The sequence below is a fragment of the Aporhodopirellula aestuarii genome, assembly GCF_023701485.1.
Taxonomy (GTDB): Bacteria; Planctomycetota; Planctomycetia; order Pirellulales; family Pirellulaceae; genus Rhodopirellula; species Rhodopirellula aestuarii.
This window is the reverse complement of the sequence record NZ_JAMQBK010000014.1, coordinates 1-16,728: the sequence shown is the minus strand read 5'-3', so window position 1 is coordinate 16,728 and position 16,728 is coordinate 1. Positions and strand designations below refer to the sequence as shown.

Here is a 16,728-nt window from a genome sequence, read left to right as displayed (position 1 = left end):
CAAGGGGCAACTGAAACGCACGTGACGATCCGCACACTTGCCCGTGTGATTCTGTGCGTGAGTGTGCGGTGTGCTGTCGCATTCGCTGTGCGACACCGACCGTTGTCCTTCACGGCGCAGCGGGAATTGGCCACGAAGCGTCCCATTGCGGCAACGAACTCACCATTCGCTGACGCCGCGGGTATGCGAGTTGCATCCACGCAGACACGTCGCGACGACTTTGTCGCCTGATGAGAAAACGCCTCGCAGTGGCGCGCCCTGAGATGAGATCGCATGCAGTGAACCTCCGTGTCGCGGTGTTTCACACATTGCGACAAGTCGTCTCAGACTCTGTGCAGTGCGAATTCAACGCGACACGATTCAGAGCGACGAGATAAGACTCGACCAATATGTAGTTTCATCGATCCGCAAGATTCCAAGCGACGCGATCGAGGTTTGCCGAGTTGAAGACGTCCGGTCTTGGGCAGCAACCTACCCCACAGCAGGAAAACGAATGATGAGCGACCGCTTCGCGATGATGGATGGCAATGAGGCCGCGGCGCGAGTGGCGCACAGCACAAACGAGGTGATTGCGATCTATCCGATCACGCCCGCATCTCCGATGGGCGAACTTTCTGACGCATGGTCTGCCGCTGGCAAAAAGAACCTCTTTGGCGTCGTCCCGGAAGTGATCGAGATGCAAAGCGAAGCAGGCGCGGCGGGGGCTGTTCACGGTTCTCTGCAAGCCGGCGCGCTAACGACAACCTTCACCGCGTCACAGGGATTGTTGTTGATGATCCCCAATATGTTCAAAATTGCTGGGGAATTGACACCCACGGTGTTCCATATCGCCGCGCGATCAATTGCGACCCACGCGTTGTCAATTTTTGGTGATCATAGTGACGTGATGGCCACTCGCTCGACCGGCTGGGCGATGCTGGCGTCGAGTAACGTGCAAGAAGTTCACGACATGGCGATGATTTCGCATGCCGCCACGCTCGAGGCACGTATTCCGTTCCTACACTTTTTTGACGGGTTTCGGACGTCGCACGAGATCAGCAAAATTGAGCTTCTCGACGATGACGTGATCCGCTCGCTCCTGAACCTGCAGCGAATTGAAGAGCATCGCAACCGAGCACTCGACCCCGATCGTCCGGTACTGCGTGGTTCCGCTCAGAATCCGGACGTTTTTTTTCAGGCGCGTGAAGCCGTCAATCCTTTCTACGCGCGGTGTCCGCAAATCGTCCAGCAAACGATGGACGCTTTTGCTGAAAAGACGGGCCGACAATATCACTTGTACGATTACTGTGGCGCCGCAGATGCTGAACGTGTGATCGTGATGATCGGCTCTGGATGCGGTGCGGCGGAAGAAACAATTGATCGCCTTACCAGCCAAGGTGAAAAAGTCGGTTTACTCAAAGTACGACTGTTTCGGCCGTTTGCGGTTTCGGACTTCATCGCCACTTTACCTGCGACAGCCCAACAAATCGCGGTGCTCGACCGGACGAAGGAACCCGGCGCGATTGCTGAACCGTTGCATCAAGACGTCGCCATGGCGCTGACCGAAGCGTGGTGCGAACTCCATCCAGGCACTTCTATTCCAAGTGTCGTCGGTGGGCGTTACGGATTGTCGTCCAAAGAGTTCACCCCCGCGATGGCCAAAGCGGTGTTGGATGAACTGAAACAAAAAGACTGCAAGCGGCGATTCACAGTTGGAATCATCGATGACGTCACGCATCTAAGCCTGAAATGGGACAACGATTTTTCGACTGAACCCAACGATGTCACACGTGCGGTGTTCTACGGCTTGGGAAGTGACGGCACCGTCAGTGCCAACAAAAGCTCAGTCAAAATCATTGGTGAAATGACGCCGATGTACGCCCAAGGGTACTTCGTCTACGACTCGAAGAAGTCGGGATCCATTACCGTGAGTCACCTGCGTTTCGGACCACGGCCGATTCACTCAACGTACCTGGTCCGGCGAGCCAATTTTGTTGCCTGTCACCAATTTCAATTCCTGAAACACATCGACGTTTTGGAGACCGCCGAACCCGGGGCGACATTTTTGCTCAACAGTCCCTACTCAGCGGACGAAGTCTGGGAACAGATTCCGCAGGAGTTGCAACAAGAGATTATTGACAAGCAGCTCCGAGTCTACGTTGTCGACGCTCTCGCGGTCGCTCGGGATGCCGGGTTGGGCAACCGTATCAACACCGTGATGCAAACCTGCTTCTTCGCCTTGGCAGGAATTTTGCCGCGTGACGAAGCAATCGATCATATCAAGAAGATGATCGCGAAAACGTACGGCAAGAGCGGGCGGGCGGTGATTGAACGAAACTTTGCTGCGGTCGAGGAATCCTTCGCAGCACTCGCTGAGGTAACCATTCCTAGTGAAGCCACGTCGACGTCACACCGCGAATCGCCGATCCCTGATTCGAGTCCCGATTTTGTCAAACGTGTCACCGCGATGATGGTCGCCGGCAAAGGTGACTTGCTACCCGTCAGTGCATTGCCTGTTGATGGCACGTTCCCGACGGCCACGTCGCAGTATGAAAAGCGTAGCATCGCTCACGAGATTCCGATTTGGGACGCGGATATTTGCATCGAATGTGGACTTTGCGCTCTGGTATGCCCGCATGCGGCGATTCGCACAAAAGCGTATCCATCGTCGTCCCTAAACGGTATGCCTGACAATTTTCAATCCAAGCCGTGGACGGGCAAAGAACTCGACAGTCACTTATTGACAATCCAGGTTGCTCCCGATGACTGCACCGGATGTGGCGTGTGTGTGGATATTTGTCCCGCGAAAAGCAAGGCGTCGGTCCGGCATAAAGCGATCAACATGTCGCCCAAGAGCGAACATCTCGACGCAGAGCGTCAACACTTCGACTATTTTCTATCGCTTCCGGAAGTGGACCGTCAACAAACCAAGATCTCTACCGTCAAGGGATCGCAGCTGTTACTACCGCTCTTCGAATATTCCGGTGCTTGCGCTGGATGTGGGGAAACATCCTATCTGAAACTGCTCTCGCAGTTGTTCGGCAATCGCATCTTGGTGGCCAATGCGACGGGATGCTCATCGATCTATGGCGGGAACCTGCCGACCACACCCTGGTCCGTCGACCGTGAGGGGCGTGGTCCGGCATGGAACAACTCACTGTTTGAAGACAACGCCGAGTTTGGGCTTGGTATGCGATTGGCGCTTGATCAAAAGGAAGAAACCGCTCGATACTTGCTCTCAAGCCTCGCGTCACAAATCGGTGACACGCTCGTCGACGAGTTGCTTAAGGGAACCGCGACCGATGAGGCAGCGATTGCCAGGCAACGAATCCGTGTCGCCGAACTCAAACGCAAGCTGGTCAGCATCGACTCGTCTGCGGCGAAACAATTGCTAACGCTCGCTGATGTGCTCGTTCCCCGCAGCGTGTGGATTGTTGGCGGTGATGGGTGGGCGTACGACATCGGTTTCGGCGGGCTCGATCACGTGCTTGCCTCGGATCGAAACGTCAACATTCTGGTCCTCGATACCGAAGTCTATTCCAATACGGGCGGCCAAGCTTCCAAGGCCACGCCGCGGGCGGCGGTAGCCAAGTTTGCCGCGAGTGGGAAATCGATCGGCCGCAAAGACCTTGGCATGATCGCCGTTGCATATGGAAATGTCTTCGTCGCCCAGATCGCGGTCGGCGCTCAACCGCTGCAAACGCTTAAGGCGTTTCAAGAGGCGGAATCGTATGGCGGTCCTTCTCTCATTCTGGCCTATAGTCCCTGTATCGCACACGGAATCGATATGTCGAAATCGATGTCAATTCAAAAGGATATCGTCAAGTCTGGGTTCTGGCCGCTGTATCGGTACGACCCCCGTGAAGCACATGATCACGGGCATCCGTTCCACTTGGACAGCCGCAAACCCACGGTTTCGTTCCGCGACATGGCGATGAAGGAAGGAAGGTTCGCAATGCTGACCCGATCTAACCCCGAGCGAGCGAGTCATCTGTTTGATCTTGCCCAGCGAGAGATCGACGATCGTTGGCAATTCTACGAACAGATGGCGGGTGTCGAACGTGAAGCCGTTGAATCGGACGAAGGAGCAACACGATGAATGCAAATCTTTCCACCCGATACCTCGGTCTCGACTTGAAAAACCCCCTGGTGGTTTCCGCGTGTCCGTTAACCGGCAAACTCGAAACGTTACTACAGCTCGAGGCGGCCGGAGCTGCCGCTGCTGTGCTGCCGTCGCTATTCGAAGAGCAGATCGAGCACCTCGACGTCGAGCTGGCTCAGATGTTTGACTTCAGCTCCAACTCAAACGCTGAATCGCTGAACTACTTTCCCGAGATGGAAAGTTACAATACCGGTCCGGAGGGTTATCTCGCCCATCTGACCGCGGCCAAAGATGCCGTTAAGATTCCGCTCATTGCAAGTCTCAACGGTTCGTCGACCGGTGGCTGGTTACGATACGCGAAGATGATCGAAGAAGCGGGCGCTGATGCATTGGAATTGAACGTGTTCATCGTCCCCACCGAAGTTGGCATGAACGGCCAGGAGGTAGAACGTCGCTACATCGAGCTAGTCGAATCCGTTCGCCGAGCGATCTCCATCCCATTGGCGGTGAAGATCGGGCCGTATTTCAGTTCACCAGCCGACATGGTCGTCCGACTCGTCAATGCGGGGGCTGACGGGGTTGTGCTCTTCAATCGCTATCTGGAACCCGATATCGACCTGGACACACTCGATGTGGTCCCGCATCTCGTCCTCAGTACGCAGCAGAAAGACCGTTTGCCGTTGCGATGGATTGCTGTCTTGCGCGATCGCATCTCTGCCTCCATCGCCGCCAACACGGGAATCCACGACCGCGACGATGTAATCAAAGTGCTGTTGGCCGGGGCGGATGTCGCGATGATGGCATCGGCACTGCTGCAATACGGGCCGAATCATTTGACGAATCTACTCGACCAGGTTCAAGACTGGATCAATGAGCGTGAGTATGAATCTGTCGATCAATTGAAGGGAAGTGTGAGTCAAGCAAACTGTGTCGATCCGACCGCGTACGAGCGGGCGAATTACACACGAGCACTGGTTTCCTACAACGCGAAATCCGTCTGATCGTGATTTGTAAACCTGAGTCGTCGGAGCGGCGTGCTTGACCGGCAAGGTAGGCGGCATTTGCCGCTGAAAGCTCACGTGTTGGCACGTGACCTGCAACATAACCGATATTGTTGATCTGGCGAAATATGGCATCCTCCCTCGGCCGCTCACCAAAGGGATCCTGGAAATGAATCACTCATTAAAAATCAAACGACTTTTGGTTGGCGTTGACGGTTCGCCCTACGGGCACGTTGCAGTCGAACTCGGGATCCGGATGGCAAAGGAGTATTCGTGTCAGTTAGTGGGGATCGACGTAATCGACGAAGACGAAACGGTTCTCGCCAACTATGGCGTCCCGGATGAAGTCGCTGTTGCGGAGCGCAAAGCCGAGGTGGAGCGGTTGCGGCAACGGGCGGTTCAGAGTCTGGATTGGTTCGAACAACGTTGCCAAGATGCCGACGTTCAAGCGATTCGTTGCAAGAGATCGGGGAACGCTGCCGCACAGATACTCTTGGAATCCCAGCGATCGGACCTCGTCGTTCTCGGTCGCGAAACACATTTCGAAGCGGAATCTCATGCCGATAGCACGGTGGATATCGTCCTCCGCACGACGGCACGCCCGGTCGTTACGGTGCCGTTGTCATTGCCCGTTGAGAAAAATGTCATTGTGGCCTACGACGGCAGCCGTTCCGCCTCCCAAGCACTCTTTGCGTTCGTCGCTCTGGGACTCGGTAGGAACCGAAAAATCCACGTCGTGAGTGTTCGCAGCGATGTTGATGAGGCTACAGCAGTACTCTCGCCCGCGTTCGACTACCTAACGATGCATGGTCTTGAATCGGAAATGCATTCCTATTCGTCGTCCGAAGACGTCGACAAGCTGCTGCTCAACTTGGCCGCTGAATTCGACGCCGGGTTGTTGGTCGCCGGGGCATGCGGGCACTCACGCTTTCGCGAGTTTCTATTCGGCTCCGTCACCAAAAAACTGATCCGGGATTCGCACGTACCGGTGTTCCTATTCCACTAACGACTCACGAACTGCGTTTCGCTGAACTGGACTCAAGTGTGTGATGCGTCGGGTTACGGGGAATTCGCGAATTGAGCGATTTGTTGCGCTGTCAACGCTCCCGATTGCCGTGCAACCTCTCGTCCGCCTCGAAATAAGATCATCGTTGGAATACCGGTGATTGAGAACTGCGAAGCGGTCATCGGCGCCGCTTCCGTGTTCAGTTTGGCAAGGATTACGTTCGGCGACAGAGTCACAGCGGCCTCGGCGTACGCCGGTGCCATCATGCGGCAGGGGCCACACCACGGTGCCCAGAAATCCACAAGCACCGGCGCGTCCGTTCGTGAGATGAACTTGGCGAACGAGCTTTCCGTCAAGTCGACCGGCTCACTCGGCAGCAGCGGCTGTTTGCACTTCCCACAAACAGGCCCGTTATATCGTTTGGAATCGGGCACACGATTCACGGCCGCACACTGTGAGCAGACAAGATTCATAGAATGGAGACCTCTTTCCAGGTGTGCTGCGAGGAGAACGGCGATCGATTCACGCTCGCCGATTGCGTGACCAACCATTGTCGGTGCTTGGCGCTGTTGTGGCAACCACCGCCTTTGTTCGGGTGCGAAGAGTGTAGGTTATTGCTCTCGTTTGCCCGTCAGCATTTCTCGCTCGTCGCATTCAGCTTCTTCGACGCTGGCGATGAGAATCGGCAACTCAATCAGCAATCCGAGCAGCAGTAATGCGACCGTGGCTAATCCGATGATCGCGGCATCGAAGAAGACCGTCGCAATGATCAGCGCGCCGAGTGCCAACGCACCAAACACTTTTGCCAGCGTGACGATCCATACCGTTTCGACATCGACGTCGATCTCATGTTGTCCGACTCCGTTCTGTCGCTGGCGTCGCAATTCATTTGCTCTGCTGCTGCTTTCCATCGAACTGGCAATCGACCGTCCCACTAGCAAAAACGGAATCAGGATCGCGGGCACGTAAGCGTATTCACGTGCGATGAAGATTAACAACACCGTTGCGGCCGTCGAAACGATTAGCAGGACCCGAATCACTACCTGAAGGTGCCGCGATCGCACGTGAGCGTCCGGTTCAGCAGTCGCTGATGGTTGAAAAGCGTTGCGGATCGGGACGTTTCGAACCGGTGATGAGGTGTTCATGTGTCGATTCCTAAACTGGGCATGCGGGGAAGTACGCATTAAGATTGCAACTCAGGTGCCAGTTCCGAAATCGCGTTAGGTATACAAACGCCTGAACCCCTCCTTCAAAATCTGTTTGACGATGAAATTGCGACACGTCTCATCGATAATCTAATTCAATAGATCCCCTAAATCGGCTGGGCCAGATTGAGCGCATCGATGTGACGACTTGGCACATACGCGCATCCGAGTGAGCGTAGGTGCTCAGGTCCGTTGGTCGGCGTCGGTGACGCCCTGGGCTATTTCAGCTCACTGCAAAGACCGGCCCGTTTGCAGCAATCCGAGAGACTTGGCACGTCAGCTTTTGGGAAGCCTGAACCCGCCGATGGTGATCCCTTGGATACCGATCGTCGACGGTGTGATCTCGTGGGGGAGTTGTCAGCACGCGAACCGTAACCTGGACAGAAATATTGATGAGCCCGTTGCAACCGCCTAGTGACCCTATCTCCATGAGAACTCGGCCTCATTTAGGTGCCCAAAACCGCCCGGTTTGGACTTGCCAGTCAGGGAGCGTTGAGGCTATTGACGACGATCTATGGATGTTTCCAGATCGCAATCGTTGGCTCATACGCGGTTGATCTTTGTGTTAATGATCGCCGCCATGTTCGGCTGCGCGTCTCGAGAGCCGATTGGGAATTTTTCAAGCGAAGGCCTTCCTCCGTTTTCGGATTCGGGGATAACCGTTCCGGCGGATCGTTGGTGGATGGAACTGGGCGACAATGAGCTAGACGCGCGTGTCGAACAGGCGTTTGAAGGGAATTATGATCTCGCGGCGGCGTTGCAGCGAGTCGCGGCCGCCCGGGCGGTGGCGAGACGACAAGCGTCGGACTTTTTTCCCGATCTCGACGGGGTTGTGAGCACACAAAGCATTTTTGGACCGGGCGAAGATCGTTTCCCCAGCGTGATCGGGCTGGAGGCCAATTACATCGTTGACCTCTGGGGGCAGGTCGAATCTCGTGTCGACGCCGAACGCTTCCGCGCGTCAGCTACCTATGCAGACTATCAGGCGGTGGCATTGGCCGTCGCCGCAGAAGTCACACGGACTTGGCTGTCGTTGATCGAAGCGAACGCCCAACTCGAATTGCTCGACGACCAGATTGAGACCAACCGCACCGGCCTGGAGCTGCAAGAGGCGCGGTTTGGTCTGGGATTAGTCCGTAGCCCCGATGTTCTGCGACAACGCCAATTGCTCGAGTCCACGTTTGAACAGTACACCGTCGTGCAAGCCCGAGTCGAAGTGTTGGAGCACCAGCTCGCGGTGCTGTTGGGAGAAATGCCGCAGTTTGCTGATTACAATCCAGGTACGGAACTACCTGAGCTACCGCCGTTGCCGAGCACCGGATTGCCAGCCGAGTTACTCAACCGACGTCCCGATGTGCGACGTGAATACTTAGCGTTTGTCGCCGCAGATCGGGACTTGGCTGCTGCGGTCAGCGACCAGTTTCCACGTTTGAACTTGACCGGATCGTTCTTGAATGTCGCAGACCAGCCTTCGAATTTGTTTCGCGATTGGTTTCTCTCGATCGGGTCCTCGTTAGTGGCACCGCTGCTCGACGGGGGCCAGCGACGTGCCGAGGTCAGACGCAACCAAGCGGTGACACGTCAGCGGTTCAACGAGTACGGAAGCACGATGTTGATTGCCTTTGGCGAAGTCGAAGATTCGCTCGCCCGAGAACGATACCAACTCCAACGACTCAAACACCTGAACGCCCAAGTCGAACTGGCGCGCCAGTCGTCGGAGCAACTCCGCGAACAATATCTGATCGGAGACGAGGATTATCTGGCGGTGTTAACAGCATTGACCGCTTGGCAACGATTGCAGCGAGAAACATTGTCCGCTCAACTAGAATTAAGATTGATTCGAGTATCCTTGTACATGGCCTTGGCGGGCGGTATCGATCCCCGCGTCACCGTGATGCCAATGGAAGTTTTTGTCGAGACCGATGCGTCTGAGCCCCAAACCGAAGAAGTCAATGAGGTTGACGAAACGGTTTCCGCCGCTGAAATGGTATCGGATCTGGAGACGCTGCCCCCTGGCGAAGCGGAACTTAGTCCTACAATAGACCCGGGGAATTCATTGCAACCTGAAGACACTCTGCCAGAACCAATCGCCACGCCTGTACGGCTGCCAACCGTCACCGAGACCGAAACCAACCAATGATGCCGTTTAATAAGCGATTGACGTAACCGTGTCTCGTGGAATCTCGAGTGCTTGAGTACTCTTCTTAGCGGAACGGCGCGAGCCGTCCGGTCCCGCGTTACCGAACAACTCGTTTTGTTCCGCTACATTTGAAATCTCTTAGTAATTAAATCAGTCTCGGATAGGCTGTGAAGTTATTAGTGTGGCCGTCCGCTCCGCGAACCAGCGTTTCCGTAAGCTTCGTTTGCGGAGCACACGGCCCTATTGCTTCGCCTCAGGCCGTTGATTGTTTTAGTGCCTTTTTTAACGGAACGGCGCAAGCCGTCCGGTCCCAAGTCATCGGACGGCTCGCGCCGTTCCGCTACATTCGAAATCCTTCACTGATACAATCGACGTCCTCCGGCGAATAGGTTCACAACCTCGGAGAGACTGACCTACGTGAAATTAGCTCGTGATACGCACCGTTGTTGATCCAATCATCACCATGAAGCATTCCCCCGCAACCGGAACGCGAATCGACTGGCTCCGAGTCATTCTGTCTCTGTTTGCGTGCGCCGGCATTTTGGCGGCGAGCGTGGGGGCGGTGGTGTGGATCAACCGGACCGAACCGGTGGCTCAAACGATCAACGCGAAACGCAAGTCGGCAGCGTTGGTGGAAACGATTACTTTGGAACGCGGCACCTACCGACCCCAAATTACGGTTCTGGGTACCGTTCAGGCGGCGCGCGAGGTTGACTTGAGTCCCCGCGTCAGTGGGCAAGTCGTTGAAATGTCGCCCGAGTTCATTCCTGGCGGGATCGTTGAGCAAGGAACGGTATTGCTTAAGATCGACCGCGCCGATTTTGAAAATGCATTGTTGATCAGCAAGAGCGAACTGGAACAAGTTCAAGCGTCGCTGGAAATCGAATCGGGGCGACAGAGCCTCGCTCAGAAAGAGCTAACGATGCTCGAAGGAACGATTGATGCCACCAACCGAGCGTTGGTGCTGCGTCAGCCACAGATCGCATCAATTCGCGCAGAAGTTAAAGCGGCGGAAGCGGCCGTGAGGCGGGCCCAACTCGATTTGGATCGAACCGAGGTCGTCGCACCCTTCGATGCCCAAATCTTGACCCGGTCGGTTAACGTCGGGTCGCAGGTCAGCCCTGGGGACCAGCTCGGAAGACTCGTCGGCATCGATGAGTACTGGATCTCTGCCGCGGTACCGGTCCGCAGTCTGCGTTGGATCGACTTCGGAAGGACCCCGACAGGCGCCTCTGAACATCCTTCACGTAGCGGAGTCTCTCCGAGACTCGCCCGCCCCAACGGCACCATTGCTGAAACGCCGGACCCCCCCTTCAAAAAGACCAAGTTACGTGATTCGAAAAAAACTGGATCACAGGTGACGATTCGAGATGAGGACGCTTGGGGAGCTGATGCGTATCGAACCGGCACGGTGTCTCGAATGATCGGTGCTCTTGACGAACAAACTCGTTTAGCCCGTGTGCTGATCACGGTTCCCGATCCGCTAGCCAATTTGTCCGATGCTCCGCCGTTGATTCTCGGTTCGCTGGTCAATGTCGAAATTGAAGGGCGAGCCATCAATGATGTGGTTCGCTTGCCCCGAAACTATCTCCGCGACGGAGACACGGTATGGCTGATGGAAGACAATCAGCTCCGGATTCAGGAAACCGTTGTTGTCTTTCGCGACGCCCAGTTCGTCTACATTCGCGAAGGCGTTGATGACGGCGATGAAGTGATCACCACGACGCTGGCTACAGTAGCCGACGGGGTCAACTTGCGAAGGATTGAGGACGAGCCCGACGAGGAGGCGTCCGTTAGTCAAGAAGAGGACACAGTCCAGAGCAGCGAAGAGCCGACTTCCGACGAAGATTCAGTTGACGGGGAGACGGTTGATTGAACAAACGTCCTGCTGCAACATCCACCGCGCGCGGCCCGATCGCTTGGATGGCTCGCAATTCGATCGCAGCAAACCTGCTGATGTGCTTGCTGCTGGGAGGAGGGATCTGGTCCGCGTTCACCATCCAGAAGGAAGTCTTTCCTCAGTTTCAGCTCGACATCGTCGAAGTCACCGTCGGGTATCCGGGTGCGTCGCCGGAGGAAGTGGAACAGGGCATCTTGCGTCCGATCGAAGGTGCGATCCGCAGCGTCGAGGGCATCCAAGAAATCGTCAGCGAAGCTCGTGAGGGCAACGCCCAAGTATCAATCGAGCTGATCGGTGGCGAAGGGCGGATCAAGTCTTTTCAGGAAATCGAACAGGCGATTGGACGGATCCGCACCTTCCCGGAACAAATTGAACGCCCCGAGGTTCGCCTGCAATCGCAGCAGCAAGAAGTCATGCAGGTGGCGATTTACGGGCCGGTCGATATCTGGACGCTGCGGAAACTCGCCGAGCAACTTCGCGACCAATTGCAAGCGACCGAGGAAATTACCCAAGTCGAACTGCGCCGCGTCCCGAATTATGTCACGCACATCGAGATCCCGCGTCAGACGCTCCGCCAATATGGGCTGACGCTGTCCGACGTTGCGCAGGTCATTCGCACGTCCAGTCGCGATGTCGCAGCCGGTTCGGTGCAAACGGTTTCTGGCGAGATTCTGTTGCGGGTCAAGGCGCGCAAGCAATGGGCGGACGAATTCGCGGGCATCGAAGTTGTTTCGGGCCAGGACGGGCCGTCAGTCACACTTGGCGACATCGCGATTATCCGCGACGGATTCGAGGAAGTCGGTTTTCATTCGCAATTCAGCCGCACGCCGTCGGTCGAATTGGACATCTTTCGTGTCGGTTCTCAATCGCCTATCGAAATTGCCAAGGCGGTTGAAAGAACGATGGAGGAATTCGAGTCGGTGATGCCGCCGGGCGTGAAGTGGCGGATCGACAGTAATGATGCTGAAGAGTTTCGCCGGCGGGTTTATCTCGTGCTGGAGAACGCCGTTGTCGCGGTAGTCATCGTATTGGTGATCCTTTCGTTATTCTTGGAATTGCGTTTAGCGTTCTGGGTGATGACGGGAATGGCGGTCTCCTTCATAGGAGGTCTGCTTTTCTTGCCGGCCGTCGATGTGAGCATCAACATGATTTCGCTGTTCGGTTTTTTGGTTGTGCTCGGGATTGTTGTCGATGACGCGGTTGTCGTCGGCGAAAACGTTTACGAAAAACGTCAGACCGAATCGGACCACGAAGCCGCTGCAATCAGCGGCACCCGCGAAGTTGCCAGCCCCGTCGTATTTAGCATTCTGACGAACATCGTGGCGTTCGTTCCGTTAATCTTCATCCCCGGCGAAACCGGCAAATTTTGGCAACCGTTACCGATCGTCGTCATCATCGTTTTGACGTTGTCGCTGATCGAGTCGCTGTTCATTCTTCCGGCGCACCTCGCCCATGCACGCGAAGTCGGCGAGCTCAAACGCAAGCAGGGCTTCTGGGCCTATTTGGGGTTCGCAGCACTGGGGAGGTTGATTCATCGCGGCCAACAAGCCTTTAGCCGAACATTCAATTGGCTAGTGCTGACGTTGTTCGGGCCGGTGCTTCGGCTTTGTTTGCGATACCGATATGTCACCGCCACCGCCGCGGCGGGTCTCCTGGTTGTGGTGGTCGGGTACGCTAACAGTGCCCACATGGGCATGATTTTGATGCCTGAGGTTTCCGCTGACGAGATCGAAGCGGGGGTGCGAATGCCAGTCGGAACGACGCAAGACCAAGCCGCTGAGATCGCCGATGCGGTCACGACCGCCAGCCTGCGTATGTTCGAAGAGCACAATCTTCATGAAGTCGCCGAAGGGATCAAGACAAACGTACGCGGGCAGAGTTTCATCGATGTCGAGATCGTGATGAAGCCGCCGGACGAACGCGACATGACCGCAAAGGAAGTGATCGAATTGTGGCGCGAATCGATCGGTGACTTGCCAGGCGTCGATCAAGTCACGTTTGAGGCGGAGAGCGGTCCCGGCGGGCATCGACGTGACATCAGCATCGATCTCAGTCATAGCGACATTGACGTGTTGGAGAAAGCTTCCAAGGCGTTTGTGGAACGCGTCGAGAAGTATGCAAACGTGCGCGACGTCAGCGACAGTTTTAATCGTGGTAAGAATCAATACGATTTCAGTCTCCGTCCCGAGGGACGTGCGCTCGGTTTGACCGACGAAGAGCTGGGCGAACAGTTGCGTGGTGCGTACTTCGGTTCGCTCGCGCTGCGTCTGCTGCGCGGCACCAACGAAATCGAGGTCCGAGTGAAGTTGCCGGAAGACCAACGTGAGGACGTGCATCATCTTGAAGACTTGGTGATTCGCACGCCCGATGGGACTGAGGTGCCACTTTTGGAAGTCGCTGAAGTTGAAAAGAATGTAGCGTTCTCGAGGATCAACCGTCGCGATGGTCGACGTGTGATCAGCGTGTCGATGGACGTTGAACCCAAACGGGCGATCACTCAGGTCTTAACGGCGATGCAGGAAGAAGAACTTCCGCGTTTGCGAAATGATTTTCCAGGGATCACGTGGAGCTTTGAGGGCAGCGATGCGGAAATGCGGCAAGCGACCGCTTCGTTATGGGGCTCGTTTGGTCTCGCGTTGGCAGTGATCTATTCATTGCTGGCGATCGCGTTCCGCGGTTATATTCAACCTTTGATCGTTTTGGTCGCGATACCGTTTGGCATCGTCGGCGCGATCTTTGGTCACATGTTATTGGGGTATGACTTATCGCTGGTCAGCCTAATGGGCGTGATCGCCTTGTCGGGTGTCGTTATTAACGACTCGCTAATCATGATCGATTACGCCAACCAACTTCGCGACGAGTACTCAGCATTCGACGCGATCATGCAAGCAGGATTGCGACGTTTCCGACCCATCTTGCTAACCACGATCACCACCTTCGGCGGGCTGATACCGCTGATCTTGGAAGATTCACTGCAAGCCCAATACATCATCCCGATGGCAATCTCGTTAGGGTTTGGGATCCTGTTTGCAACCGCAATCATCTTGGTCCTCGTTCCATGTCTCTACTTAATCCTAGAAGACCTTCTCAACCTACGATCGAAACCAACCGCGTAGCCGAGCCTCTCGGGACATTGATTTTTTTTGCGCTACTTCTGAAATCCCGCAATTAATAAATCGACGTCCTCCGCGGATAAGGCCTAACAAGACAGCGCCACTTCGCTCTTTCAATAGGCATCGAAAGTGTTGTGGGTGCGTTGTTTGCGAACAATGCATTGGTAACCCGAAGAGTGGGCGAGGGATTCTTCGTAACTCCTTCCCTCGTTTACGCTTCGGGTTTCCTTTTACTCGAAAGGGACGCTGTCCAGCTAATCTAAGCTAGAGCATTTTGGTTTTTAATGTGCGATAAGACCTTAGTTGCGAAAGCAGTGCTGGCAATCAGTCGGCGTCACCGATTTGATGGCTTTTCCAATCGCGTTGTAAAGCTTGCGTTCGGCTCGAACTACCAGGCGACGTAGATGAGCTTCGATCTTCGAGAAAATTTGCTCAATCGGGTTTAGGTCCGGTGAATAAGGCGGTTGTAATCGGACTTCCGCGCCGGTCTCACAGATCTTTTCCAGCACGGCAGCGTTTTTGTGACTCAACAAATTGTCCATGATCAGAATGTCGCCGGGACGTAGGGCGGGAGCCAACAACCAATCGACATAGGCTTCAAAGACCTTCGCATTGGTTGGGCGGTTAGCGATCATAGATGCGTGACTGCCGTGACAATCAATCGTGTGGATCAACGTTGTTGTCGTCCAGTGTCCGTGCGGAACCAAGTCATTGACTCGCTCATCACTTGGGCCCAGCCATGTCGACGCGTCATGTTCGTCTTGGCTCCCGTTTCGTCTCGAAATATCAGCTTGTTGACACCCAACCTGCGCTGTTGGTGTTTCCAGTTTATCCTTCGTTCTTTGACGTCACTTCGCTCTTGCTCGCTGGCATGCAGCAACTTTTTTATGCGTATGTCCCTGACGATGCAGTTCCATACAGATCGTCTTCAGGCAGCAGTCTACTCGCAGTTTCGAACGAAGCTGCTCGAGCGTGATACTGGAATCCTCGCGTACAAGCTGATCGGGCCGCTTGCACTGTTTGTCGCTCAAAGGGCGTTCTCACCCCAGACTGTGAGTCTGGGGCTCAAGCGTTCCCCGATCACTCCATTGATACTTCAGCTTTAGCACCATCTTGTGACTGACCGAAAACCGAGCAGCGATTTTCGGCATGTTTTCATAGCCTTCTAGAACGGCAGCCAAGATCCGTCCTCACAAATCCATACTCAACGCTCTCATCCGTGCACCTCCTTGAGTCAGAAGTACGCAGTTCATCGCCGAGGTTTGAATAGACCTATATCAACAGGAAAATGCTCTAAAACTCTTCGTCGATGACTTCCTTGGATGCACGCGTACCGAGGGCTCCCCACAAACCGTATGGGCTTTCGCTACCCGGTGTGCGTGGCCCTGCACCATCCCGCCAGACGTTTCCGACTGTTGCATCGCCAGCCTCGATCGAATCAGTAATGAATTTCACGGCACCGTCAGCCATCAACACGTGAGCACCGCCTTGATGGCGACTGCTCGCTGAACCTGTGCCGAATGCATCATTGGGGGAGCTAGCCGATCCTCCACCACCAAAGCAAAGCTCTGTATTGGGAGGCAGGATCGTATTCATCCCCGTCCAGACCATACGGCCTGCAGCCCAGCGATAGCCACGACCGACAGCCGTAGCTGCCAAAGTCGCTGGTCCCGGCATGGAGCTGACCCAGAACTGCGGTCGCTGAGGATCAATTTGATTTTGGTTGCGGCAGTAAAGGGGAATATTACGCACGTTGTTGTTCTCGTTTCGGAAACTTGCGATTGTTCGTTTGTCTCTATCACCCAAATCTGTCGCAATCTCGCCGCCGGCAATCGTATTGGAGAGCCCATCCAAAATATCACGGAATGCCGTACTCTCTCTTGGCACATACACGCCACGGCACGCTGCGCGGCCTCGACCGCTGAACCAGTTTGGGATACCTGCCGTCGTCACAGCACCGCCAGAGATGTAGGTTGATCCATAGTGTCCGGCATCAGTAGAGTCGCCCATGCAAGCTGCATAGTTGGTCCTCCCACGAGCGGGGGCACCCGTTCCTGGGTCGCTTGGGCATCGCAGCCCCGGTAATTCCGTTGCCCATGGAACGTATTGCCCATTCCACTGAGGAGGTCCCATCGGCGGGAAGGGAGGGTTCTGCGTCCCGCCATCGATTCGTTCTTGATTGGGATTAGAGATCTGTTCCCAAAGAGCCTGCTGTTCCATAAACGGCAGCAGACCAATCAGATACGACAGCTGAAAAGCATTGGGAAGCGTCCCAAAAATTG

General features: G+C 55.3%; 10 protein-coding genes. 6 read left to right on the top strand and 4 right to left on the bottom strand.

The window, feature by feature from the left end:
- The first annotated feature begins 337 nt into the window (after positions 1-337).
- The 3 genes from nifJ to NB063_RS04190 all read left to right on the top strand — a co-directional run bounded on the left by nifJ (position 338) and on the right by NB063_RS04190 (position 6,088).
- The gene (gene nifJ, locus NB063_RS04200) at positions 338-4,078 is read left to right on the top strand and encodes a pyruvate:ferredoxin (flavodoxin) oxidoreductase (protein WP_250927492.1); all 3,741 of its coding nucleotides are present in this window, start codon (positions 338-340) and stop codon (positions 4,076-4,078) included.
- Entirely contained in the window at positions 4,075-5,082 is a 1,008-nt protein-coding gene (locus NB063_RS04195) for a dihydroorotate dehydrogenase-like protein (RefSeq protein ID WP_250927491.1), read from the top strand. Before nifJ ends, NB063_RS04195 begins: the two co-directional genes overlap by 4 nt.
- A gap of 169 nt (positions 5,083-5,251) precedes the next feature.
- Entirely contained in the window at positions 5,252-6,088 is an 837-nt protein-coding gene (locus NB063_RS04190) for a universal stress protein (RefSeq protein WP_250927490.1), read from the top strand.
- A 53-nt stretch (positions 6,089-6,141) separates the two neighbouring features.
- Here the strand turns inward: NB063_RS04190 and trxC are convergent, their stop codons facing one another.
- Positions 6,142-6,561: a thioredoxin TrxC gene (gene trxC, locus NB063_RS04185; protein WP_250927489.1), complete on the bottom strand. Its 420-nt coding sequence runs from the start codon at positions 6,559-6,561 to the stop codon at positions 6,142-6,144.
- A gap of 138 nt (positions 6,562-6,699) precedes the next feature.
- A complete protein-coding gene (locus NB063_RS04180; RefSeq protein WP_250927488.1) occupies positions 6,700-7,233 on the bottom strand; it encodes a hypothetical protein in 534 nt (177 codons plus the stop codon).
- Between the two features lie 574 nt (positions 7,234-7,807).
- On the opposite strand from NB063_RS04180, the gene NB063_RS04175 reads away from it, so the two are divergent.
- From NB063_RS04175 to NB063_RS04165, 3 genes are all read left to right on the top strand, one after another.
- Positions 7,808-9,433, top strand: a complete 1,626-nt coding sequence (locus NB063_RS04175; protein WP_250927487.1) for a TolC family protein — start codon at positions 7,808-7,810, stop codon at positions 9,431-9,433.
- A gap of 463 nt (positions 9,434-9,896) precedes the next feature.
- A complete protein-coding gene (locus NB063_RS04170; RefSeq protein ID WP_250927486.1) occupies positions 9,897-11,309 on the top strand; it encodes an efflux RND transporter periplasmic adaptor subunit in 1,413 nt (470 codons plus the stop codon).
- Between the two features lie 47 nt (positions 11,310-11,356).
- Complete coding sequence (locus NB063_RS04165) at positions 11,357-14,449, top strand: efflux RND transporter permease subunit (protein ID WP_322975062.1); 3,093 nt, start codon at positions 11,357-11,359, stop codon at positions 14,447-14,449.
- A gap of 296 nt (positions 14,450-14,745) precedes the next feature.
- Here NB063_RS04165 and NB063_RS04160 read toward each other — a convergent pair whose 3' ends face one another.
- Both NB063_RS04160 and NB063_RS04155 read right to left on the bottom strand, forming a co-directional pair.
- The gene (locus NB063_RS04160; RefSeq protein WP_261367210.1) at positions 14,746-15,183 is read right to left on the bottom strand and encodes a transposase; all 438 of its coding nucleotides are present in this window, start codon (positions 15,181-15,183) and stop codon (positions 14,746-14,748) included.
- A gap of 556 nt (positions 15,184-15,739) precedes the next feature.
- On the bottom strand, positions 15,740-16,728 hold a 989-nt coding region (locus NB063_RS04155), incomplete at its 5' end, for a DUF1559 family PulG-like putative transporter (RefSeq protein ID WP_250927483.1).